This window comes from Leuconostoc lactis KCTC 3528 = DSM 20202 (assembly GCF_014651235.1).
Classification (GTDB): Bacteria; Bacillota; Bacilli; order Lactobacillales; family Lactobacillaceae; genus Leuconostoc; species Leuconostoc lactis.
Genome location: NZ_BMWM01000009.1, coordinates 1 through 22,918, shown reverse-complemented (window position 1 = coordinate 22,918; position 22,918 = coordinate 1). Strand labels below are relative to the sequence as shown.

General features: G+C 43.9%; 22 protein-coding genes, 3 pseudogenes and 1 riboswitch. All 25 genes and pseudogenes read left to right on the top strand.

Features of this window, described 5'->3' with window-relative positions; translation table 11 throughout:
- Positions 1–25: 25 nt before the first annotated feature.
- On the top strand, positions 26–574 hold the full coding sequence (locus IE039_RS03820) for an NADPH-dependent FMN reductase (RefSeq protein ID WP_189428753.1): 549 nt from the start codon (positions 26–28) through the stop codon (positions 572–574).
- 163 nt (positions 575–737) lie between these two features.
- A pseudogene (locus IE039_RS03815) lies at positions 738–1,663 on the top strand (2,3-butanediol dehydrogenase).
- Between the two features lie 26 nt (positions 1,664–1,689).
- The gene (locus IE039_RS03810; protein WP_010004943.1) at positions 1,690–2,169 is read left to right on the top strand and encodes a glutathione peroxidase; all 480 of its coding nucleotides are present in this window, start codon (positions 1,690–1,692) and stop codon (positions 2,167–2,169) included.
- A 138-nt stretch (positions 2,170–2,307) separates the two neighbouring features.
- Positions 2,308–4,335, top strand: a complete 2,028-nt coding sequence (locus IE039_RS03805; RefSeq protein WP_189428752.1) for a KUP/HAK/KT family potassium transporter — start codon at positions 2,308–2,310, stop codon at positions 4,333–4,335.
- A gap of 142 nt (positions 4,336–4,477) precedes the next feature.
- Complete coding sequence (locus IE039_RS03800) at positions 4,478–5,725, top strand: LCP family protein (RefSeq protein WP_189428751.1); 1,248 nt, start codon at positions 4,478–4,480, stop codon at positions 5,723–5,725.
- Positions 5,726–5,755: 30 nt separating this feature from the next.
- The gene (locus IE039_RS03795) at positions 5,756–6,754 is read left to right on the top strand and encodes an AI-2E family transporter (RefSeq protein WP_010004939.1); all 999 of its coding nucleotides are present in this window, start codon (positions 5,756–5,758) and stop codon (positions 6,752–6,754) included.
- Positions 6,755–6,839: 85 nt separating this feature from the next.
- Positions 6,840–6,984: riboswitch (FMN riboswitch) on the top strand.
- A 116-nt stretch (positions 6,985–7,100) separates the two neighbouring features.
- Positions 7,101–8,159 (top strand): bifunctional diaminohydroxyphosphoribosylaminopyrimidine deaminase/5-amino-6-(5-phosphoribosylamino)uracil reductase RibD, encoded by a 1,059-nt coding sequence (ribD, locus tag IE039_RS03790; protein WP_010004940.1) that lies wholly within the window; start codon positions 7,101–7,103, stop codon positions 8,157–8,159.
- Positions 8,123–8,719 carry a riboflavin synthase gene (locus IE039_RS03785; protein ID WP_010004941.1) on the top strand — a complete coding sequence of 199 codons (597 nt, stop codon included), beginning with the start codon at positions 8,123–8,125 and terminating at the stop codon, positions 8,717–8,719. Before ribD ends, IE039_RS03785 begins: the two co-directional genes overlap by 37 nt.
- Positions 8,712–9,904: pseudogene (gene ribA / locus IE039_RS03780) on the top strand (GTP cyclohydrolase II). The gene IE039_RS03785 and the pseudogene ribA overlap by 8 nt, the downstream one beginning before the upstream one ends.
- 12 nt (positions 9,905–9,916) lie before the next feature.
- A complete protein-coding gene (gene ribH / locus IE039_RS03775; protein ID WP_146977351.1) occupies positions 9,917–10,396 on the top strand; it encodes a 6,7-dimethyl-8-ribityllumazine synthase in 480 nt (159 codons plus the stop codon).
- 167 nt (positions 10,397–10,563) lie between these two features.
- Positions 10,564–11,604 carry an LLM class flavin-dependent oxidoreductase gene (locus tag IE039_RS03770; RefSeq protein WP_010003133.1) on the top strand — a complete coding sequence of 347 codons (1,041 nt, stop codon included), beginning with the start codon at positions 10,564–10,566 and terminating at the stop codon, positions 11,602–11,604.
- A gap of 2 nt (positions 11,605–11,606) precedes the next feature.
- On the top strand, positions 11,607–12,296 hold the full coding sequence (locus IE039_RS03765) for an NADPH-dependent F420 reductase (RefSeq protein WP_010003131.1): 690 nt from the start codon (positions 11,607–11,609) through the stop codon (positions 12,294–12,296).
- 36 nt (positions 12,297–12,332) lie between these two features.
- Positions 12,333–12,932, top strand: coding sequence for an anthranilate synthase component II (locus tag IE039_RS03760; protein WP_048701643.1), 600 nt, complete (start codon positions 12,333–12,335; stop codon positions 12,930–12,932).
- Positions 12,919–14,805 carry an aminodeoxychorismate synthase component I gene (gene pabB / locus IE039_RS03755; RefSeq protein ID WP_189428750.1) on the top strand — a complete coding sequence of 629 codons (1,887 nt, stop codon included), beginning with the start codon at positions 12,919–12,921 and terminating at the stop codon, positions 14,803–14,805. The genes IE039_RS03760 and pabB overlap by 14 nt, the downstream gene beginning before the upstream one ends.
- A 127-nt stretch (positions 14,806–14,932) precedes the next feature.
- Positions 14,933–15,367: a peptide-methionine (R)-S-oxide reductase MsrB gene (gene msrB / locus IE039_RS03750; protein ID WP_010003633.1), complete on the top strand. Its 435-nt coding sequence runs from the start codon at positions 14,933–14,935 to the stop codon at positions 15,365–15,367.
- Between the two features lie 41 nt (positions 15,368–15,408).
- A pseudogene (locus IE039_RS03745) lies at positions 15,409–16,085 on the top strand (response regulator transcription factor).
- Positions 16,086–16,089: 4 nt separating this feature from the next.
- The gene (locus tag IE039_RS03740) at positions 16,090–17,424 is read left to right on the top strand and encodes a sensor histidine kinase (protein WP_189428749.1); all 1,335 of its coding nucleotides are present in this window, start codon (positions 16,090–16,092) and stop codon (positions 17,422–17,424) included.
- 98 nt (positions 17,425–17,522) lie between these two features.
- Entirely contained in the window at positions 17,523–18,305 is a 783-nt protein-coding gene (locus IE039_RS03735) for a COG4705 family protein (RefSeq protein ID WP_010003630.1), read from the top strand.
- 41 nt (positions 18,306–18,346) lie between these two features.
- Positions 18,347–18,616 carry a hypothetical protein gene (locus tag IE039_RS03730; protein ID WP_010003628.1) on the top strand — a complete coding sequence of 90 codons (270 nt, stop codon included), beginning with the start codon at positions 18,347–18,349 and terminating at the stop codon, positions 18,614–18,616.
- A gap of 5 nt (positions 18,617–18,621) precedes the next feature.
- Positions 18,622–18,999: a phosphatase PAP2 family protein gene (locus tag IE039_RS03725; RefSeq protein ID WP_010003627.1), complete on the top strand. Its 378-nt coding sequence runs from the start codon at positions 18,622–18,624 to the stop codon at positions 18,997–18,999.
- Between the two features lie 109 nt (positions 19,000–19,108).
- Complete coding sequence (locus IE039_RS03720; protein ID WP_010003626.1) at positions 19,109–19,462, top strand: VOC family protein; 354 nt, start codon at positions 19,109–19,111, stop codon at positions 19,460–19,462.
- Between the two features lie 101 nt (positions 19,463–19,563).
- On the top strand, positions 19,564–20,094 hold the full coding sequence (locus IE039_RS03715) for a TetR/AcrR family transcriptional regulator (protein WP_010003625.1): 531 nt from the start codon (positions 19,564–19,566) through the stop codon (positions 20,092–20,094).
- Positions 20,095–20,096: 2 nt separating this feature from the next.
- Complete coding sequence (locus IE039_RS03710) at positions 20,097–21,155, top strand: FtsX-like permease family protein (RefSeq protein ID WP_010003624.1); 1,059 nt, start codon at positions 20,097–20,099, stop codon at positions 21,153–21,155.
- A 4-nt stretch (positions 21,156–21,159) separates the two neighbouring features.
- A complete protein-coding gene (locus tag IE039_RS03705; RefSeq protein ID WP_010003623.1) occupies positions 21,160–21,834 on the top strand; it encodes an ABC transporter ATP-binding protein in 675 nt (224 codons plus the stop codon).
- 248 nt (positions 21,835–22,082) lie between these two features.
- Positions 22,083–22,829, top strand: coding sequence for an amino acid ABC transporter permease (locus IE039_RS03700; RefSeq protein WP_010003621.1), 747 nt, complete (start codon positions 22,083–22,085; stop codon positions 22,827–22,829).
- Positions 22,830–22,918 lie beyond the last annotated feature (89 nt).

The following is a 22,918-nucleotide window of genomic DNA, read 5'->3' as shown; positions in this document are numbered from 1 at the left end:
ATAGTAAGAAGATAGGAGAATTCATATGACTAAGTATGGTGTTATTGTTGGTTCAATTCGGGAAAATTCATATTCAAAGGGTGTTTCGGATGCACTTGTTGCTGGTTTGCCAGCTGATGCAGAGGTTACTTACCTTAATATTGCGGATTTACCATTATATAACCAAGATTTCGACGCGGCTTCACCAGAAGCTTACACACGTTTCCGAAATGACGTTTTGGCACAAGATGCCTTCATTTTTGTGACACCAGAACACAACCGTAGTATTCCAGCAGCATTGAAAAACGCGTTGGACGTCGCTTCACGTCCTTGGGGTCAAAATGTTTGGGCTGGGAAGCCAGCTTTGGTTGCCTCACAATCAATCTCTGGGATTGCTGGCGTATTGGCACATCACGTGTTGCGCCAAACATTGGTCTTCTTAGACATGCCAACTTTGCAACAACCAGAACTTTACATCGGTAATGTTGGCACATTGGCTGACGAATCAGGTCAAATTACAAATGCGGATACAAAGGCCTTCTTGGCTGATGCCGCGCAACAATTTGTCACATTTGCTGATAAGTTTGTGTCATAATTTTAAATTTGAAAAAGTCGCGGCCGTGAGGTCACGACTTTTTTTGTTGGCCAATAATTGTTGTATGAATCGTAATATTAAATTTGTGTTATCGCTTTCAGTAAGTGCTATAATGGGGCCAAAGATGCTGAACATAAGTTAACGCAAGCAAAGGACCAGGAACATGAAAGCAGCTGTATGGCATGGTGTAAAGGATGTACGTGTTGAGGACGTGACGTTAAAACCGTTAAAGGCAAATGAAGTTGTGATTCGTGTTGCCTATGCGGGTATTTGCGGCAGTGATTTACATGAATATTTGGAGGGGCCTGTCTTTATTCCGGTTGAACAACCAGATGGTTTGACAGGTGGTCAGGCACCGCTAACCATGGGACATGAATTTTCTGGGGTGGTTGAACAGGTTGGCGCTGATGTGACTGGCTTTAGAGTTGGGGATCATGTGTCAGTTAATCCAACTGTCACTAAGGGTGAAGTCGCAGATGATGTTGATGTGTATGATGGGTATAGTTTTATTGGTTTGAGTACAGATGGGGGCTTTACTACCCATGTGAATGTCCCAGAAGCTAACTTGTACCATTTACCACAGGACTTTCCGCTTACCTTAGCTGCGCGACGATTGAACCAACTGCCGTAGCCGTACAAGCCGTTAAAGAAGGTGGTCTGCGCTTTGGTGAAAAAGTGGTCATCTTTGGGGCCGGACCAATTGGTGTTTTGGTTGCCGCAGCGGCTAAGGCAGCAGGGGCGACTAAAATTGTGGCTGTTGATTTATCAGCAGTTCGACTCGAAAAAGCTTTGGAAATGGGTGCCACACGCCCACGCGGTACCATGGTGATTGTGTCAATCTTTGCTAAACCAATTAGTTTTGATCCGATGCAATTAATGAACGCTGGGGTTAAGTTGACGACAACGATTGCTTATTCAAAAGAGACTTTCCAACAAACCGTTGATTTGGTGAGCCAAGGGTTAATCGATGTGGCGCCAGTGATTACTGATATGATTGCGTTGGATAACATTGTCACCGATGGCTTTGAGTCATTGACAACCGATAAGTCCCAGGCAAAAATTTTAGTGAACTTAGCAGACGAAGACTAGGCCGTTGTGCAGCATTGGAGGAACCGATGACTGATAATATTTATCAATTTAATGCCGTAAAAGAAGACGGTGAGACGTATTCACTCGGGGACTTTGCTGGTCAGCCAATGATTATTGTCAATACGGCAACAAAGTGTGGCTATGCGCCGCAATTTGAAGCATTGGAAGCCCTTTATCAAACCTATCAGTCGCAAGGTTTGGTAGTGTTGGGCTTTCCATCGAACCAATTTAAGCAAGAATTGGGATCAGCTGAGGAAGCTGCGGCCGCTTGTCGTTTAACCTATGGCGTGTCTTTTCCGATGCATCAATTGATTGCAGTGAATGGGCAACAGACAGCACCGCTCTTTGCGTATCTTAAAGATCATGCCAAAAACGTCTTGGGTCAACGTATTAAGTGGAATTTTACGAAGTTTTTGGTTGATCAAGAAGGGCATGTCGTGAAGCGCTTTTCACCCGCAACATCACCAGAAGCGATGATCCCTGAAATCGAAAAACTATTGGCCTAATAGTGATTGCAAGCATCTTTTAAAATCGAAAGATGCTTTTTATGTGCTGTTTGAGCGTAAAAAAATGTGGGCATTTTGCTTGGTTTGTGAGATAATTATCGCCATACAGAATTAATACAACAAATGAGGTAGAACAAAATGTCTATTGTTAAGGCCCCAAAATGGGTTTCAGCTGGTGCATTAGTTGCGTTGGGAATTGTTTATGGCGATATTGGGACATCACCCCTCTATACGATGAATTCGATTCTCAACAGTGCGCGTAGTGTGGCACAAATTCAAGAATTTGTGCTGGGTTCCGTGTCGTTGGTTTTTTGGACACTGATGTTGATTACAACTGTCAAATACGTCCTGATTGCACTGCGAGCAGATAATCACGGTGAAGGTGGTATTTTTGCGTTATATAGTCGGGTACGTGAAACGAATAAAAAGTGGTTGTTGATTCCTGCGTTGATTGGTGGGGCAGCGCTCCTAGCGGACGGGACGCTAACGCCTGCGGTAACGGTAACGACTGCCATTGAAGGGTTAAAAGATCAACAAATTGGGACCTTTTTATTCCCAGATAATCAGACCGTGGTGATCGGTGTTGTCAGCGTACTATTACTTGTGATTTTTACGTTCCAAAAAGCGGGGACCAAAAAAATTGGGAATATTTTTGGTCCGGTGATGCTCGTTTGGTTTTTGTTTATTGGGGTATTTGGTCTCATTAATATTTTCTCTGATCTGTCGATCTTGAAAGCCTTGTCACCAGTATATGCGATTCAAATTCTCTTTAATCCGGAAAACAAGACGGGGATTTTTATTCTCGGGAGTGTCTTCTTGGCGACAACGGGTGCGGAAGCGCTATACTCGGATATGGGACACGTGGGTAAGCGGAATATCTATATCAGTTGGCCGTTTGTCTATAGTATGCTGGTGTTGAATTATATGGGGCAAGGTGCTTGGATTATGTCAAATAGTCAACGCCCTGATCTTTTGGCCCAATCCGCCAATCCATTCTTTGAAATTTTGCCGGGTCACTGGCGCTTTGTTGGTGTTATCCTAGCAACACTGGCCTCTATCATTGCCTCACAAGCTTTGATTTCGGGCGCTTATACCTTAGTCAGTGAAGCGATTAACTTGAAGGTTATGCCACGTCTACGTATTTTTTATCCAAGTAATGTTCGTGGGCAAATGTATATTGGCATGGTAAATTGGTTGCTTTGTGCGGTGGGGCTGATTGTGGTTTGGAGTTTTCAAACATCACATAATATGGAAGCCGCCTATGGGCTGGCCATTACAGTCACGATGTTAATGACGACAGTCTTATTGTTTGAATTTATTAAATTACAAGGCCAAAAAGTTTTGGCGTATGGTTTCTTAATACTATTTGGTTTCATTGAATTTGTTTTCTTAATTGCCAGTCTGGCGAAGTTTATCCACGGTGGCTATGTAACCTTGATTATTATGCTCGCTATTTTGCTGGTGATGGTGGTCTGGTATTATGGTAATAAGCGACGGGAAGCCATTTCAAAGCAAGATGATTATGTGTCATTGAAGGATTATCGTAAGCAACTCATCAACCTGTCAAAGGATGACGACGAACCAATTTTTGCGACGAATTTGGTCTACATTGCGCATATGCATCAAAATTATATGCTAAAGCGGTCAATGATCTATTCAATTCTTGGCTCACGGCCAAAACGCGCGACGATTTATTGGTTTGTGACGGTTAAGGAATCAAGTGATCCTTATGGTAAGAGTTATGCGGTTGATATGTTGGGAACGGATAATATCGTCCATGTGACATTTAATCTTGGTTTTAAAGTGGAACCGCAGATTCCGGTTTATCTAAAACAGGTGGCCAATGAGTTGATTAAACAAAATGTATTAAAGCCACAATTTCCTAAATATGCCATGAATAAACATGGGAATGTTGGTGATTTTAAGTATGTTGTGGCTACCCAATACTACGCTGATCTCTTGAATTTACCCAACATTCACGCTTGGGATCGCTTCCTAATCGGTGGTCGTGTTTGGTTACAATCACATACGGTGAGTTCAAGTAACTTTTATGGGTTGGAGTTTAGTGATGTGGTAGAAGAAATCGTACCGCTCTTTATTGCGACTGCCAATCGTCAGAAGTTAACCCAGATTGAAGTGAAAAACATTTTGAAGGACAACGAGTAGTGGTATCATTACCGGGAAAATCGATTGGGAATCAGTCGATTTTCCCGGTATTTTAATCTGATAAATTTATTTTTCTTTTACTATTTTTTGTGTTAAATTAGGTAATGTAGCAAAAAAATAATATCATTAAAGGAATGACAATATGTCTGACAACAACAAGACAGAATTGCCACTTGACGGGTCAGCTTCGCGCCTTGATCGTCACAGGGCTGACCTGCATCAACCAAAGCGTAAAAAGGGTTGGCGTATTGCGTTATTGGTTTTGAGTGTACTGGCATTGGTCGGTATCGGTTTAGGTACCTTCTATGCGAGCAAGTTGAAACAATCAATTGACCATTCATACTCGGCAACAGGCCTTAAATCTGAAAAAATGTCGAGTCAATTAATTAAAGATAAGAAGCCGATTTCTTTTTTGGTGTTGGGAACCGATACGGGAACGACGGGTGGTTTTGGCGCAAATCGTGATCGTTCGGGTTTGACAGACTCACTGATGTTAGTGACGGTTAATCCTGAAAAAGAGACTACGACCATGATTTCGTTGCCACGAGATATTATGACATCCATTGACGGGTTTGAAGAAAGTTTCCCACAAAAACTCAATGCGGCGTACGCTTTCAGAGAAACGGCTGATGAAGAAGCGACTTTGGGTGATGGCGTGAGCACGACCATTACGACGATTCAAAAAATGTTTAATATCCCAATTAATTATTTTGCCATGGTGAATATGAGTGGGCTTGGCGATGTAGTGGATCGACTTGGTGGGATTCAAGCAGTATCACCTTTGACTTTCGACTTTAGTCAAGAAACGGCACACGAAACAGGTAATGACCTTTATCGTTTTACCGAAGGAAAGAGTGATTATTATTATGCCGCCGACGGTGAACATTTTAAGCATTATAAGAAGATGGATGGCAAAGCCGCTTTAGCATTCTCACGGATGCGTTATCAAGATCCAAAGGGTGACTACGGTCGTACCCAACGTCAACGGATTTTACTTGAAGCGATCATGAACAAAGTCAAAACGAATCCGACAACGATTTTGAACACAGATTTCATTAATGCCACAACGAAAAACATTGCCTCAAATCTTAAATTAGGGGATATGTTAGCATTGGGATCAAACTACATGGCTGCAACGAAGCACATTAACTCTTATACTGTCCAAGGTGAAGGCCAAATGTATCAAGGTGTGTCTTATCAACGGGTAACGACGGCACAACGGCAAGCCGTAACGGATACGGTGCGCTCAGCCCTTGGGTTATCACCGGCAACAACTGGTGAAGAATTTGGTAGTGATGTCACGTCATACCAGTTGGCACAAGTTGGCTCTGCGGATGACCAATATCCAGAATTCAATACTGCAAGCAACGAAAAATTGCCCAATAATTAATGCACCTGTCACTGAAGAAAAGAGGCCCCTATGAACGTTTTTGCAACCGTTAAGAATAGACGATTTTATCGCTATTTTGTTTTACTGGCCATTGTGGTCCTCATTTTCTTGCTCAGACAGTTTATGTCTTTGCTGTTATTGACGACAATTTTTTCGTATTTAGCCTTAAATGCTGGTAAGCGTGTCCAACGCATTTTCAAGCTTTCCCGTGGGATTGCCATTAGTTTAGTTTATATCGTTTTTGTTGGCTTCCTGATTTGGGCGATTGATCATGGGGCCAATACGCTCATTCATCAAGTCAAAAGCATGATTGTCCTCGCAACGGATCCCAGTTGGCGATCCCATGGGATTTTAAAAGAAGTTTATAAAAATTTTCATCAATATACAAATTCATTTAGTACCGAACAAATCTTAACGAAGGCGCTGTCGCAAATCAATCAATTGGGTCATATTATCTATGAATTGATTTTAGCGTTACTATTTAGTTTTATTTTCTGTATTACTTATCCGCAGTTAAGAAATTGGTCGCTCCATTTTTTGCACAGTCCATACAAAAAGTTTTTTGGTGAATTTTATATTATTTTGCACCGCTTTATTATCATTTTGGGCCGTTTATTTGAAGTTCAACTGTTGATTTGTGTGATTAATACCGCCGTAATGGTGGCGGTGTTAGCCTTTTTACAGTTCCCATATTTACTAGGCTTTACCATCATGATTTTCATTTTAGGTTTGATTCCAGTTGTCGGTGTGTTGGTGTCGTTAGTACCGTTAACGATTACCGCCTTTATTATCGGTAATTGGCATACGGTGATTGTCATCCTCATTGCGGTGGCAGTGATTCACTTTTTGGAATCTTACTTCTTGCACCCACATTTTATGTCACATCGGACGCATATGCCCATCTTGGTGATCTTATTGAATTTGATTATCATGGAAAAGCTCTTTGGTGTTTGGGGTCTTGTGATTGGGTTACCAATTTTAACGTTCTTATTAGATTTTTTCAAAATTCAACGTTTTCGTGGCGTTTAAAGCCGCATAAAAAAACACGTGTGCGCACACGTGCTTTTTTCATTGACAGGAATGGTTTTGGGTGCTACTCTGAAAGGGTTAAATAATTAATCTTCGGGGCAGGGTGAAATTCCCGACCGACGGTGATGGGACAACGTGTCCCAAAGTCCGTGACCCGCGTGATTGTTCATGCGGTTGACACAGTGAGAATCTGTGACCGACAGTTAAAGTCTGGATGGGAGAAGAGATAGAACAAGATAGTGCTGATTGCTATCTTGGGCTTTTTTGAATCGATCAAATTACTGTAAACCCGATGTGCTGTTATTAGCATATCGGTTTTTTTGTCCTGAAAATACAGGAGGTAAAGATGGATGATTTAACAGGGCTTCGTCTGGCAGCTATAGCGGCTGCCAAGGCACAGCCAGAACAAACTTTTGAAAACCCGCGGGTTGGCGCGGTAATCGTGAAGGCCGATCAAGTCTTGGCAGTTGGTTGGCATGAACGGTTTGGTGGGGCGCATGCGGAAATGAATGCGTTTCATCACTTAGGCGCTGCCCGTGATGCACAGGGGGCAACGCTGTATGTCACGCTGGAACCATGTGCAGTCCGTGGTAAAGTAGCCGCCTGTGCTGAAACGATCCGTGACTGGGGGCTGGCACGAGTGGTGATTGGTGACTTGGATCCTAACCCAGCCACACATGGCTTAGGTGTCCAAAAATTACGCGCTGCCGGTATTTCAGTGGTCGTGCTTGATACTGATGATAGTCGTCAACTTAATCCAGCGTTTTATCAGTATCACGAACAGCACCAACCCTATATTCAACTTAAATTAGCTCAATCACACAATGGTTATGTGAGTGCAGTGCGTGGGCAACGTAGTAAAATCACGGATGCCGTGGCGGATTTAGATGTGCATCGCCAGCGTGCGCGACATAGTGCCATCATTGTTGGCTCTGAGACGTGGCGTATTGATCAGCCACGCTTAACCGTACGTGATGTGGTGTTGACGCATCAACAACCGCAACGGGTGGTGATTGATCGGCGTGGTCGCTTGGCGCATGAACCTGCGGCCCGCTTAAAAGATTGGTTGGTGTATACAGAAAATGCGCGATTTGCCCAACAGGAAAATGTTGTATTGATGTCGGCGGGACTACCTGGGATCATTGCTGATCTTGGCCGCAAGGGTATGCAATCTGTGATGGTCGAAGGCGGTCCTACTCTGATGAGGAGCTTCTTACAAGCCCAACTCTGGCATGAATGTCTCATTTACACGGCAGATAGTCTTTTAGCTGATGGCGTTAGCGGGATTGTGTTGCCACAGTTGCCAGATGATATTCAACGCATCGGTCATACGCAACGGAAACGTTATATTAATCAGGAGGTCGCCACATGTTTACAGGCATCACGCAAACCATTGGTCGTGTAACCAGCATTCAGCAGCAATTATCACAAACATTGCACCTCCAGGTGACCGCGCCTAATCATTTTTTTGAGACCAGTAAGATTGGGGATAGTATCATGATTGATGGCGTTTGTTTAACGATTGTGACGAAAACGGCTGACGTAGCAACCTTTGACATTATGCAACCAACTTATGCCACGACCATTGTGCAACAGTATCAGATTGGGCAAGCTGTTAATCTGGAAAAAGCCATGTTGGCAACTGATCGGTTTGACGGGCATATTGTGTCAGGACATGTGGACGGCATGGCACAAGTGACGCAAGTTGCTCAAATTGAGGACACTGTGTTATTGACATTTAAACCTGAGCAATCGACATTACGACAACAAATTGTGCCAAAAGGCGCCATTACCGTGTCAGGCGTCAGTTTGACCGTGGTCACTTGTGCAACAGATACTTTCACAATCGGGTTAATTCCACATACCTTGACCCACACAACGTTAAGTGACTTACGCGTCGGGGACAAGGTTAATCTTGAAACTGACATTTTAGCAAAATATTTGATGGGAGCGACACATGAGTGATACAGTACAAGCCCGTGTCCGGCAGGCGGTGGCAGCCTTAAAGCAAGGCGAGCTGATCATTTTAACGGATGACCAAAACCGTGAACATGAGGGTGATTTAGTCGGGTTAGCCTCATTTGTGACGCCTGAAAAAATTAATCAAGCACTCACTATTGCCCGTGGGGTACTGGCCGTGCCGATGACCGCTGAACGGGCTGCTGCGCTCGGATTAGCGCAAATGACGCAACAGAATTCAGAAAAATTTGGGACAAAATTTACGGTGAGCGTCGATCATATTGATAGCACAACAGGGGTGTCAGCCTTTGAACGGGCCCATACAATTCAACAACTCGCGAATTTGAGTGCTGGGGCCCAACAGTTTGAAACACCTGGTCATATTTTCCCATTGGTTGCTGAGGATGGTGGCGTCTTGCAACGACAAGGGCATACGGAAGGGGCGGTTGAACTGGCCAAGATTGCCGGTGTGCCACCAGTCGCCTATATTATTGAAATTTTAGCTGATGATGGCCAATGGCCAGAGAAGTAAGTTTGGCCAATCTAGCCGCAACGCATGGCTTACAACAATTAAGTATGGCTGACTTGGTGGCCTATCGTGAATTTGAAGCGACGTTAAGTATTCAGGAAGGCGTAACCGTTCATTTGCCAACGCGGTACGGTGATTTGACGTTAACGGAATATCAAACCGGTCAAGCGGAACCAGCGCTCCTACTTCGCAGTCAACAATCAGTATCAGAACCGCCATTAGTCCGGGTACATTCTGAATGTTTAACTGGGGATGCGTTTGGGTCCTATCGTTGTGATTGTGGCCCGCAATTACAAGCTGGATTGGCCATGGTCGCCCAAGATGGTGGGGCCGTTTTGTATCTGAGACAAGAAGGGCGGGGAATTGGTTTGCATGAAAAATTACGTAGTTATGTCTTACAAGAGCACCAATTCGATACCTATGATGCTAACCTACACCTCAATCATCAACCTGATGAACGAAATTATAACCAAGCAGCTGAGATACTGCGGGCGGCGGGTTTGACGACGATTCGGTTAATCACCAACAATCCAGATAAAGTGACCGCTTTAAAAGCGTGTGGGATTGACGTTGTCGCGCGTGTGCCGTTGTTAGTTGGCAAAAACCCCTATAACGAAACCTATTTACAAACTAAAAAAGAAAAATTCCAGCACCAACTCTAAAAGGAGACCATGATGATCTATTCAGGCCATTTCACGCAACATGAACAGCGACGAATTGCAATTGTTGTCAGTCGATTTAATGATTTAATTACTGAGCAACTCTTAAAAGGTGCGCAAACGACGCTAGTCATGCACGGTGTCGCAGCAGAAAATATCAGTGTATTTTGGGTGCCAGGGGCATTTGAAATTCCAATGGTGGCCAAGCAAGTCGCCGAAACGCAAGCCTTTGATGGGATTGTGACGCTGGGCGCTGTGATTAAAGGCGATACCGCGCACTATGACTTAGTGATTAATGCTGCGGCGAATGGGGTGGCAGCGCTCGGTCAGACGTTGTCAATCCCAATTGTCTTTGGTGTGGTCACGACGGACACATTAGAACAAGCCCAACATCGTGCTGGCGCCAAAGCCGGCAATAAAGGCGCTGAAGTCGCACTCAGTTTACTCGAAGTGCTCAGTCTTTATGACCAAATTGTGCCCATTGCGCGGCAATAAACAGCATGGTGCACAAGACATCAGCTACATCATTTGAAATAAGTTCAAAAACATTTGAGCAAGCGGTTAACCGCTTGCTTTTTTGTTGTTAAACATATTGGTTGACAAATGTCACATTTCAACATAAAATTTACTTATAAAAAATAAGTGAAAACAAGGAGCAGAACATGGCGCCAGAAAAAGTAATTTTAGGATTAGATACATTTGGGGATGTCCCAAAAAACAGTGATGGGCAGTTGATGACGTATGCGCAAGCTTTGCGTCAAGTTGTCAAAGAAGCGGTGTTGGCGGATAAATTGGGCGTTGATGTCATTGCGCTAGGTGAGCACCACCGTGAAGAATTTGCCATTTCTAGTCCTGAAACAGTTTTGGCCGCGATTGCGACACAAACAAAGCAAATTACCCTTGGTTCTGGTGTGACGGTCTTGAGTTCTGATGATCCAGTCCGTGTCTTTGAACGTTTTTCAACATTGGATGCCGTTTCTAACGGTCGCGCCCAGATTATTTTAGGGCGTGGTTCGTTCACAGAATCATTCCCATTGTTTGGTTACGATCTTGGTGATTACGACGCTTTATTTGAAGAAAAAATCGCTATGTTTTCAAAGTTGCTCGAAGAAAAGCCATTTGATTGGCAAGGTGAATTTACCCAGAGCTTGAAACAAGCCGATGTCTTTCCAAAAACGGAAAGTGGTCATTTGGACACCTGGGTTGGTGTCGGTGGTTCACCAGAATCGATTGTCCGCGCAGCGCATTTTGGTTTCCCAGTGATTTTAGCCATTATTGGTGGCGATCCGATTCGTTTCAAGCCGTATGTTGAACTTTACGAACGGGCGGCTAAGCAGTTTGATATGCCAACGCACCCGTTGGGAATGCACTCTCACGGTTTCATTGCTGATACGCAAGAAGCTGCTGTTGAGATGGCTTGGGAAAATATTAAGCTCGCCTTTGATAAAATTGGGGTGACGCGTGGTTGGGCACCAATGTCTCGCGAACACTTTGAACACGAAATTCAATCTGGTTCAATGTATGTCGGTACACCAGAAGTTGTCGCCCAACGCATGGCTAAAGCGATTAAGACGCTTGGGGTTGGCCGTTTTGATTTGGTTTATGGTGCTGGTGAGCAACCAGCAGCAGCCCGTGAACGGATGATTGAATTGTACGCCACTGAAGTCATCCCACGTGTACGAGAATTATTAGCGGAGGATTAACCATGGCGATTAAAACAGTCGGTATTTTGGGGGCTGGAAAAGTTGGGATCGTACTGGCGCAATTAGCCTTAAAAGCTGGGTACAAGGTGTTGATTGCTGGCTCTGGATCAGTTGAAAAAATCGCTTTAACAGTTGAAGTGTTAGCACCTGGCGCAAAAGCCGTCACAGCAGCAGAGGCGGAGGCTAAGGCCGATTTGGTCATCCTAGCCTTGCCATTAAGTAAGTATGAAACAATTGATCGCTCTGGTTTAGATGGGAAACTCGTGTTAGATGCGATGAATTATTGGTGGGAAGTTGATGGGATTCGTACTGATTTAACCAATCCTTTGCAATCGTCAAGTGAATTAGTCCAACGCTTTTTATCCAATAGCCAAGTGATAAAAGCTTTTAATCATATGGGTTATCATGATTTGTTTGACGAGTCAGCGCCAGCAGGGACACCAAAGCGTAAGGCATTGGCACTGGCTGGTGATGATGACGCCGCCATTGCGACAGTCCGTAGCTTTATCGATGATTTAGGTTTTGATAGTCTCTATGTTGGACCATTGGCAAATGGGATCATGCTCGAACCTGGCAGTGAAGTATTTGGTGCCAATGTGACGTTACCAGAATTACAAGCCATGATTGATCGTTTTGCGCAATCACCACGTGTTCAAAAAATTAAATCAGCTCGAGAAAACGCCGCTTTGTAGGCGTTTTTTTAGTATAATAAAAGTGATGAGGTGACCATGCGTATTCTATTGATTGACAATTATGATTCATTTACTTACCTGTTAGTAACCTATTTTCAGGAATTGGGGCAAAATGTGACAGTCGTGACTGAAGCAGATGCCTTAGCCGAACAGGTTAAGCAATCACCGGCTGCTGTGCAAACTGACTATCAGGCGATTGTGATTTCACCAGGGCCAAAAACACCAAAGGAAGCGGCATTTTCTCGCCACGTGGTGACGACTTATGCAGGACGCTTACCAATCCTTGGTGTGTGTTTGGGGCATCAGGTCATTGCGGATGTTTTTGGTGGTCAAGTGATTCGCGGAGATCGGCCACAACACGGGGTGACGTCAACCTTGACGCATATTGGCCAAGGTCTCATGGCAGGGTTACCCCCAAATTTTCAAGTCGCGCGGTATCACTCGCTAATTGTAACCGCATTACCGGCGGTTTTTTGTGTTGATGCGCGTAGTGAAGATGGCGTTATTCAAGCCATGCATCATCAAACATTGCCCATCTGGTCGGTGCAGTTTCATCCGGAAAGCTGGATGACGGCACATGGTTACGATATTTTAAACAATTTTTTAGAGCAGGTACAGGATTTTGAAAAAATTTAAGCGCGATAATGCCAATATTTGGGATATTTTCTTGGCGCATTATCGGCAAGATGAAGAAATCGTTTTGCTTTATACGAGTCAGCCTGAGACGTCGGAACACTTCAGTATTTTGGCCCATGCGCCGTTTGCAACGGTCACGCAACGCGATGGTGTTGTCCGAGTTAATCAGGAAAAAACGACATTATCCTTTTCTGAAGCGGTGGATGCGCTGCGCACAACCAAACGACCAGAACTGTCGAACTGGCCGATCCAACCTGAAATCTTAGGTTTTGTGAGTTACGAAGAAGACCCAGCACGGTTTAGTTTGTATGACGAGCTCATGTTGTTTGACCACGCAACACAGGAACTATATGTGGCGCAATTTGAACAAACTGATCAAACTGATCAAACTTACTGGGTGTCGGCAACTTCACCATTACCAAAACCGAAAAAAGTCCCAGCCGTGCGGCAACCCGCAGCGATTTTTATGGACCAGACGCGTCAGGAATATATGGCCAGTGTTGAAAAAATGCGGGCGCATATGGCCGCTGGTGATCTGTATGTCGGTAATTTGACCCAACAATTTGATATTTTATCTGATGCTGAACCGATCAGTGTTTTTCAAGCATTGGTGACGCAAAATCCAGCGCCTTTTGCCAGTTTCTTACACTATCCTGATTGGGAAATGACCCAAATTTCAAGTTCGGTCGAGCGCTTTGTCGCCATTCATGACCGTGAGTTAATCACCAAACCGATTAAAGGGACGATTGCACGCGGTCAAACGCCTGAAGAAGATGCGCAAAATCTGGCCAAACTCGCAAATAATACTAAAGACCATGCAGAACTATTGATGGTAACCGATTTATTGCGTAATGATGTGGCCCGCATTAGTGAACCTGGCCATTTGGTCGTGAAAAAATTTGCTGCCGTGGAAACCTTTGCGCATGTTCATCAACTTGTGACGACTATTCAAAGTCGTGTCAAAGCTGATCTGACCTTTACGGAGTTTATGACGGCGATGTTTCCTGGTGGGTCCATTACTGGGACACCGAAAAAAAGTGCCCAAGCGGTCATTGCCAGCCTTGAAAAACGACCACGTGGTATTTATACGGGGATGCAGGGTTGGTTGAATCGTCGGCTAGATTTAGATATGAATATTGCGATTCGAACATTGGCCTTTGATGGCCAGACTTACCGATTAGGTGTGGGTGGTGGCGTCACTTATGAAAGTGATGCTGCCGCTGAATTTGATGAAATCCTGGTCAAGGCGCAACCATTTTTAACTGTTTTTGGGATTGAGACGCTACCGACCCCAATTTTTACCACTGGACAAGTCAAAGATGGTCAGTTATTAAATTTATCGGCCCATGTCACGCGACTTGCGCGACAGTATCACCAACCGGACTTGTCACAACAGCTACAAGCTTTAGCTGCTCAAAGTCCGGATGGGGTACTACGGGTTAGTACCGATGGCGACACATTATCCGCTACCACACGGCCGTTACCGCCTTTAGTGGGACCGTATCGCGCGAAGTTAGCGGATGAAGCGATTGCCCCGTCCGTCCTGACCCAATACAAGTTATCCGGGCCGATGTTTCAAAAGGCGTTTCATCCGGAAGTAGTGCGCGCAAAAACACAGGGCTACCAAGATGTGTTGTTCCATACAGATGGTGTCGTGACCGAGTTGTCAATTGGGAATTTCCTAGCGAAACGCGGTGATACTTATGTGACACCAAGTACTCAAGCTTTGCCGGGGACGTATTTAGCAGAATTTGCCAAAACGCATCACGTCATATATGCGGAGATTCCGGTGAGTGAGTTAGTTAATTTTGATGCTTTTTATATGACAAATGCCGTTCGTGGTCTGGTTGCGATTGATCTCGTTGGGATCTGATTGTTTTTATGCCGCGGTGAAGCCAAAATAAGGTACAATAGACTTACAAAATGTGAGTTGTTGGGCCCACAGATATCAAGAGATACTTGTTTTGGTATAAATGGTACGAATCGGCAAAGGAGACACCATGGATAAGTCAGAAATTTTAGCAAAATTAGATGCTGAAGCATATAACGTGACGCAAAACGCTGCAACGGAACGGCCGTTTTCGGGCAAGTATGATGATTTTTATGAGCCAGGCCTGTATGTTGATGTTGTCAGTGGGGAACCCCTATTCACTTCAAAAGAGAAGTATGATGCTGGCTGTGGTTGGCCGTCATTTACGGCTGCCATTACGGATCATATCGTTGAACAAGCAGATGATAGTTATGGCATGTCACGCGTTGAAGTGAAGTCGCGGCACGCAGATTCACACCTGGGACATGTTTTTCCTGATGGCCCAGCCGAAACGGGTGGGCAACGCTACTGCATTAATTCAGCAGCGTTGCGTTTTATTCCGAAAGCAGAGATGGCTGCGGCGGGCTATGGCGACTATTTAGCACATATTGACGACGAAGCGTAAGGTCATAACGGCTAATCGTTTTGTAACGCTTTGGAGGATGCATGGCGACTGTTTTAATCATTGAAGACGAAATGAGTCTGCAATTTTATCTTAAAAATGAATTGACGTTTGAAGGTTACACGGTTTTGCAGGCCTTTGACGGCCAACAAGGACTTGCCTTATTGGCATCAGAAACTGTAGATGCTGTATTACTGGATTGGATGTTGCCAAAAAAGAGTGGGATGGCTGTTTTACGTCATGTTCGGCAAACTAATCAGACGTTGCCAGTGATTCTGATGACGGCTAAAAGTGAGTTAGATGATAAGGTCATGGGGCTTGATAATGGGGCAGATGACTATTTGACGAAACCCTTTGAAACTGAAGAATTATTAGCACGGTTGCGGGTAGTGTTACGCCGCCAAGTTACGCCGGTGCAAACTGTTTTTGAAGTGGCCGATTTAACCTTAAATACGACGACACATCGGGTGCAACGAGGTGATCAGCTGATTGCCCTCACACAGCGTGAGTTTGATTTGTTGGCTTTTTTGATGCAGCATGAAGGTCAGGTGGTGTCACGTGATGCCATTCTTGATCATGTTTGGGGCATTGATTTTGCGGGCAATATAACACAGTTGATGTTAATATTCGCCATTTACGTCAAAAAATTGCGCGTGATGGGCAACCGTCCTTGATTGAAACGGCACGTGGCTTAGGCTATGTTATGCGTGTCGGAGATTAAGCGTATGAGACGACGTCAAAATACAGCGGTTGTCTTGATGACCCGAGCCTATGTTAAATTATTTGCGTTAATTTATATCGCCACGACAGTGGTGGTGCTGAGTACAGTCAGTTATCAATTACTCGAATCGCGTACGGCCGATGCCCAGCGCATTGTGACCAGTTTACGTGGTGCTGATATTGATTCTCGTTTTGACTGGGCGAACTGGCGTCGGAATTCGACGATTGATACTCGTGATACATTTGTCGTGATTAAGTCCCAGCAGGCCACGTATTATTCTACTGGGAGTGAGGCTTTTCTCAAACGAATTAAAGGGCGGCATTTATGGTTTGGGATGGTCTATAAAGCACGCGAACGTTATTTTTATTACTATCAAACGGGCCATATTGGTAACATGACCTATCAAATTTATATTGGTTTAGCTGAAGTGATTGGGATGGTCCTGACCGTCAGTACCGCCTTATTTGTGACGCTAACTGTGATTTTTGTCTTAGCGATATTTATTGTGCGGCAACTGGCGCAAGATTTGAATGCGCCGTTATTGACTTTAACGCGTGCAGTGAAACAATTAGATCAAGCCGGAACTAAGCAGTTGACGTTGCCTGATATTGACGGGGCGGAAGAAATTGTTACGTTGAATCAACATTTACAAGATTGGTTACAACAACTGCAAGCACAAATTGAAAAAGAGCGTGCCTTTATTAGCAACGCTTCGCATGAATTGAAAACGCCGTTAGCGGGCTTTCGTTGCAATATTGACCTGATCAAACGGCGTGGGGCAACACATCCAGAAATTATCCCAACGGCGATTGCCATGTTAGATAAAGAATCGCGGCGGATGCAAAATTTGGTGGATACGTTACTCGACATGTCGCGGGCTACTGATGATCACGTGAATCCACCAACAGTTGTTCAAATTGTGCCTGTGTTGCAAGATATTGTGACGTTTTTTGAAATCGACACCAAGCGTCACGTGATCACAACGTTAACTGACTTTTCGGTTCACTTACGGGTGAACGAATTTGCACAATTAGTGCGGATCATTTTGGATAATGCCGCTAAATATTCTGCAGCCGATTCGCCAATCGTCGTGACGAGTGCGTTGAACCAAGTCATCATTAAAGACGTTGGGCAAGGGATTTCGGCAGCGGATAAAACGCGAGTCTTTGATCGTTTTTATCGTGGGGATGACTCGCGTTCGGAAACACCAGGCAATGGGTTGGGACTGGCCTTGGCGCAACAATTATCGGCGCGTCAAAACATCAGTATTGCCTTATCCGATAATCAACCAGTCGGGACGATTGTCACTTTGACATTCCTAGCACCACAAACTTCCTGACAAATTATCAGAAAACCATCAGAATGGTACCATAGTATGAAATTAAAACCTGCCTTCATAAACTAAGGTTAGTTTATGAAGGCAGGTTTTTTATTTTGATGACAGAACGGACATATTTGGCGACAAAGGTGCCGGCCATAGGGCTAGCATTTTGTGCCACAAAACTAATTACCACTGGGTTAGGGGAATCTTGGTCGGATTTTTTCAATCAGACATTAGGACCAGTTGCGGATTTGGCCATTGGCTTACTGAGCTTTGGGGTATTTCTATTTTTAAAATTTAGGCAACCGCGCTACCGTGTTTGGACTTATTGGTTAACTTTGTTAAGCTTAGCAATTTTTGGTACTTTCATTGCGGATGCGACCCATGGCATTGGCATATCGTATGTCGCTGCGTTTGTGATTTATGGTTTAGCCTTAATAGTTACCTTTGTGTTGTGGTATCGCAATGCGCATAATCTGTCTGTGCACACCATTACAACCAATCATCGTGAGCTGTTTTATTGGGCAACGGTCACGTTGAGTTTTACTTTAGGGACGGCAGTCGGTGATTGGTTAGCAGAATCGCTGCGTCTTGGTTTCTTAGATACTGGGGTTTATCTCGGGTTGGTCTTTTTGGCCATTATTGCTAACCGTCAGTATTTTGGTCGCTTTGACACGTTCACATTTTGGGCAGCTTATGTGCTGACCCGACCAATTGGCGCCAGCTTCGCTGACTATTTTGGTTATCACTGGCAGCATGGTATGTTAGGAAGTGCTGGCATGAGTTTGATCTGGTTGGTTGGCTTTGTTGGACTGTTTGTTTACTTGCTCATGAAAGAAGGGCAAGTGGTTAAAGAGTCGACGTTGGTCAGACCAGAAGATCAGCTGAATATCGGCTAATGGTTTGATTAGTCAGTTTGAAACAATAGAAAGAGGAAAAAATGAATCCAATCTTAGCACGAAAATCAGTAGCCGTAACGGCTTTAGTCGGTTTGCTTGGTATGACAGGTTATGTCATCATGCAACCATTTAACGGTCTCGATCACAGTTTGCAACAGGCAATTGGTCAGCTGCAAAGCCCGTTTTTATTAACCAGTGTGATGAAGTTGGTATCAACTATTGGCAATCCTGCCATTGTATTAGTCGTGATGGCCGTATTGGCTGTTACTTTTGGCGCAAACAACAACGTTTTGAGAGTGTCTGGGTCTTAGTAACCGTGATTGGTGGCGACTTTTTAGCTGAAATTATTAAAACTATCACGGCACGTCAACGTCTAACCCATCAAGTCGTACCAGATACCGGCCTGTCATTTCCCAGTGTGCATACCTTATCAGCCGTTTTGCTCGTGTTGTTAGTGCTCTCATTTATAACCAAAGAGACTAAGAAGTTTATGGTCGCTAGTGTATTGGGGGTCATTTGGATTTTCTTAGTGGCGTTGTCTCGTGTCTACTTACGGGATCATTTCCCAACCGATACCATCGCTGCTGTTTTCTTAGGCCTCTTTTGGTGGGCCACTACGGCAATAGCTTTCCGCAAAACGTTATTACGAACGCAAGCTAATACCTTTTTGCTTAAAATTTTACCGCAAAAATAAATCGTGCCAGTTAATTGGCGTTTTAAACGCCAAATTGAACTGTGATATAATGAGTGAAATACGCTTAAGTGGCAGTCAGCGTTAGCACGCTGTTAAAAGGAGATAAGATATGCGTATCAAAAATACACGCGTCATGTTGTATGTTGAAGATGTTAAGGTTATCCGTGATTTTTTTGTCACGACACTACAGGCCGAAGTTGTGGCAGAGAATCCATTGCCGGATGACTACCTTAATATTAACTTGAAGGTGAGCGAGCAACTAGAGCTTGGTCTTTTCCCCAAGGCCTTTATTGCCAAGTATTCACCAGAAGTGCTTGGACCGGTGCCATCTTTGATGTTCTTTACAGAGGATTTTGATGCCTTGTATGAAAAACTCGGTGAGGGGCGCGAAAAAATGAACGACACCTTTAACTTTGCAGATCCTGAAGGCAATTATTATGTCATGGCGAAAATGCCAGATTAAAACATTAAAATACCGAAAGGTATTTTTTTATTGACTTTTTTATCATATAATGACACAATGTCATTATATTGACACTGTGTCATTTTAGAAAGGATCCAGTTATGATTAAACCCACACTGGCTAACTTAAGTCCAATTAAACAAGAAAAGTTACGACAAGCAGTATTTTTAGAATTTTCCCAACGGCCCTTGTTAGATGCCAAAGTGGCCAATATCGTCAAACAGGCCGGCATTTCTCGTGGTGCTTTCTACACTTACTTTGATGACATTTATGATGCCTATCAATGGGCAGCCGATCTCGTTTTTGCCGATATTCATCAACAACTGCAAGGTTCTGGGGAACAAATTGCGCAGACGATTGCTTTTTTGAATCATGTGAGAACGCGTGAGGACTATGATTTTTTAAAGTACCACTATACCGTTAATGCGGCAATTATTGCACAACGGCTACCAAATCAACAGCGCAAAAGACTACGCCATCTCAAGCCAGATGCTGATGACCAAACAATAAATGAGTGGTTGGTGACACAGTCGGTTCATGGTTTGGTCGCTGATTTCTTCTTACATCCCGATGCGCAAGATGACATTTTAAAGACGTTAACGACATTAGCCAATTGGCAGAAAAGAGACTAAACATGTTTTTAGCACTACAAGAAATGCGTAAAGAAAAGTTACGCTACGGTTTGGTGATTGCAGTCATCGCGTTAATTAGTTTTTTGATTTTTATTCTGAGCGCGTTGGCACTAGGACTATCCCATGAAAATACTGCTGCTGTATCAACGTGGCGCGTAAAAAGTGTTGCGATGAGTAATGATGCAGACGGGAATTTGGCCCAATCCTTGTTATCCAAAGCACAGGTCACACAATTAGCAGAACGGCAAACGCACGACAGTGCGCCAGTCGGGGTAGCACAAGCGATTGTCAAGTATAACAATCAACGTGTCGCAGCGACCTATGTGGGTTGGTTGCCACAAGATCGCTACTGGCAACGTCTGACCCTAACAGCCGGACACCGACCAAAGACAGCGCAAGAAGTTGTGGTGTCTAATAAATGGCAACAAAGTGGCTTGAAAATTGGTGATCAGCTCACCATTGGTTTATTGGCTCAGAAACTCACAGTGGTTGGTTTTGTGACAAATGCCGCGTATAATATGGCGCCGGTGGTTTACGGTGATTTACAGCATTGGTCAGCCATTAAAGGGCTGGCGAACAGTTATTATGCTAGCGGGTTAATGGCGGATAACCAGATTACGGGCATGCAAGGCATTCGCGTGGTGACACCGCAACAATTGTTCAATCATATGCCGGGGTATAGCGCACAGAATAAAACGTTTGAATTTATGATTGCTTTCTTAGTCGTTATTTCAATCGTTGTCGTGGCAATCTTTTTATACATCTTAACGATGCAAAAATTGCCTAATTTTGCCGTCTTGCGGACACAAGGTATTCCGAGTCGTTATCTTGTTTTGAACACGTTAAGTGAGACTGCCATCATTATGGCATTAGCAGTCGCCATTGGTTTAGCCGGTTGTTTTCTAAGTAGCTTGGTCATTCCTAGTGTGGTACCAATGTACTTTGATATGACCTTAATTATGGGTGTTGGCTTGGGCTTAATTGCAGCTGGCATGTTGGCCGCTTTCATCCCAATTCGATTGATTATCAAAATCGAACCACAACAAGGCATTGGGGGATAACATGATGCAGACATTAAAAGTAAGCCATGTATCTAAGGTATATGGTCAAGAGAGTAACCGTGTTTTGGCGTTGGATGATGTTAGTTTTGAAGCGAAACAAGGCGAACTAACCTTAATTCTTGGGCCATCAGGTTCGGGTAAAAGTACGTTGCTGACCATTATTGGAGGTTTACAATCGCCGACATCAGGCATTGTACAAGTCAATGATCAAACCATTGATATTCAAAATCAGCAAGCTTCCGATACGTTCCGTTTGAATCAAGTCGGCTTTGTTTTGCAATCGCATAGCCTGGTACCATTTCTAACCGTGCAACAACAATTTGATCTGGTTAACCATGTTAAGAAATACGGTAATCTAACATCGGCACAATTTCAGCAGTATTTAAAGGTTCTCGGCATTGATGCGCTATTAGATAAATATCCTGGTGAATTATCTGGTGGGCAAGCCCAACGTGTCGCCATTGCGCGCGCTTTATATGCCGATCCGGCGTTCATTTTAGCCGACGAACCAACTGCGGCATTGGATAGTGATCGGGTACAGAAAGTCGGGGCTCTCTTCCAACAAATTGCAGCCGAACAACAAAAAGCTGTGGTGGTTGTCACGCATGATTTACGTTTAAAGCAATTTGCTGATCATATTTACACGATTGAGGATGGACACATCCAACAGGAAAAATAACAAAACGCTAACGATAAGTTAGCGTTTTTTTTTGTGTTCTGCAACATTGTGTACCAGATGTTTTTGTGCAATGTTAACAAAAATAACAAAAAACTTGTTTATATTATCCTAAGAAGGTATGATATTTTTAATCCACGTTTAATATATCTAATTATAAAAACATTTAACCGGTTAATGGCTTTATAAATCAAGATCGTAAGGAAACGGCGTGAGCGATGAGGCAGCATTAGTGTCAAAGGAGGCGTTTTATGCATAATTATTTTCAACCACAATTCATCGGGGAGTTTTTAGCTGATGTGCTATCAGCGTTGCCGACAACGTTGTTGTTAACTGTTGTCTCCACAATCATTGGTGTGATTGTTGGGGCGGGGATTGCCTATGTGCGACTCGAAAATACCCAGATTTTAAAACAAATTGCGGTTGTTTTTACTTCATTTGTCCGCGGCACCCCAATTTTGATTCAAATGTTCTTAGTGTATTATGGCTTACCCCTATTTTTAAGCTATATCAGCATTAACACGGATAATGTGAACCCATTGATTTATTTGTTTTTGACTTACGGCTTGAATATGGCTGCTTTCTTATCAGAAATTATCCGTGCCGCTTTGTTGAGTGTCCCAAAAACGCAAAAGGAAGCAGCGATGACAGCTGGTTACACCAAAAGACAAATGTATATGAAAATTATTTTCCCACAGGCAACAGTGATTGCGATCCCAAGCTTTGCGACGATGGTGATTTCACTGTTACAAGACACCTCACTGGCCTTTACGATTGGCGTGTTAGATGTGGTTGGTAAAGCTAAAGCATTGGGGACGGCAACTTTTCATACCGTTGAGGCTTATATCAGTGCCATGATTGTCTTTGTGGTATTAAGCTTCGTGTTAGAACGTGTCTTCCGTTTTGTTGAGAAGCGACATCATTATACAAACCGGGCAGTGCCGACGGTGGCGCCAGCACCCGTGATGCCGGTGATTGAAAAACCAAAAATGATTTAAAAAACAGAATTTACAGTATGGCAGATTGCAAGAAATAACTTGAACGAATTTAGTGACGTAGATTAAGTAAGAAGATCTCGATTGGTGTA

Coding starts and splice junctions, on each gene's coding strand:
- IE039_RS03820 (WP_189428753.1), top strand. CDS start 26: ATGACTAAGTATGGTGTTATTGTTGGTTCAATTCGGGAAAATTCATAT.
- IE039_RS03810 (WP_010004943.1), top strand. CDS start 1,690: ATGACTGATAATATTTATCAATTTAATGCCGTAAAAGAAGACGGTGAG.
- IE039_RS03805 (WP_189428752.1), top strand. CDS start 2,308: ATGTCTATTGTTAAGGCCCCAAAATGGGTTTCAGCTGGTGCATTAGTT.
- IE039_RS03800 (WP_189428751.1), top strand. CDS start 4,478: ATGTCTGACAACAACAAGACAGAATTGCCACTTGACGGGTCAGCTTCG.
- IE039_RS03795 (WP_010004939.1), top strand. CDS start 5,756: ATGAACGTTTTTGCAACCGTTAAGAATAGACGATTTTATCGCTATTTT.
- ribD (WP_010004940.1), top strand. CDS start 7,101: ATGGATGATTTAACAGGGCTTCGTCTGGCAGCTATAGCGGCTGCCAAG.
- IE039_RS03785 (WP_010004941.1), top strand. CDS start 8,123: ATGTTTACAGGCATCACGCAAACCATTGGTCGTGTAACCAGCATTCAG.
- ribH (WP_146977351.1), top strand. CDS start 9,917: ATGATCTATTCAGGCCATTTCACGCAACATGAACAGCGACGAATTGCA.
- IE039_RS03770 (WP_010003133.1), top strand. CDS start 10,564: ATGGCGCCAGAAAAAGTAATTTTAGGATTAGATACATTTGGGGATGTC.
- IE039_RS03765 (WP_010003131.1), top strand. CDS start 11,607: ATGGCGATTAAAACAGTCGGTATTTTGGGGGCTGGAAAAGTTGGGATC.
- IE039_RS03760 (WP_048701643.1), top strand. CDS start 12,333: ATGCGTATTCTATTGATTGACAATTATGATTCATTTACTTACCTGTTA.
- msrB (WP_010003633.1), top strand. CDS start 14,933: ATGGATAAGTCAGAAATTTTAGCAAAATTAGATGCTGAAGCATATAAC.
- IE039_RS03740 (WP_189428749.1), top strand. CDS start 16,090: ATGAGACGACGTCAAAATACAGCGGTTGTCTTGATGACCCGAGCCTAT.
- IE039_RS03735 (WP_010003630.1), top strand. CDS start 17,523: ATGACAGAACGGACATATTTGGCGACAAAGGTGCCGGCCATAGGGCTA.
- IE039_RS03730 (WP_010003628.1), top strand. CDS start 18,347: ATGAATCCAATCTTAGCACGAAAATCAGTAGCCGTAACGGCTTTAGTC.
- IE039_RS03720 (WP_010003626.1), top strand. CDS start 19,109: ATGCGTATCAAAAATACACGCGTCATGTTGTATGTTGAAGATGTTAAG.
- IE039_RS03715 (WP_010003625.1), top strand. CDS start 19,564: ATGATTAAACCCACACTGGCTAACTTAAGTCCAATTAAACAAGAAAAG.
- IE039_RS03710 (WP_010003624.1), top strand. CDS start 20,097: ATGTTTTTAGCACTACAAGAAATGCGTAAAGAAAAGTTACGCTACGGT.
- IE039_RS03705 (WP_010003623.1), top strand. CDS start 21,160: ATGCAGACATTAAAAGTAAGCCATGTATCTAAGGTATATGGTCAAGAG.
- IE039_RS03700 (WP_010003621.1), top strand. CDS start 22,083: ATGCATAATTATTTTCAACCACAATTCATCGGGGAGTTTTTAGCTGAT.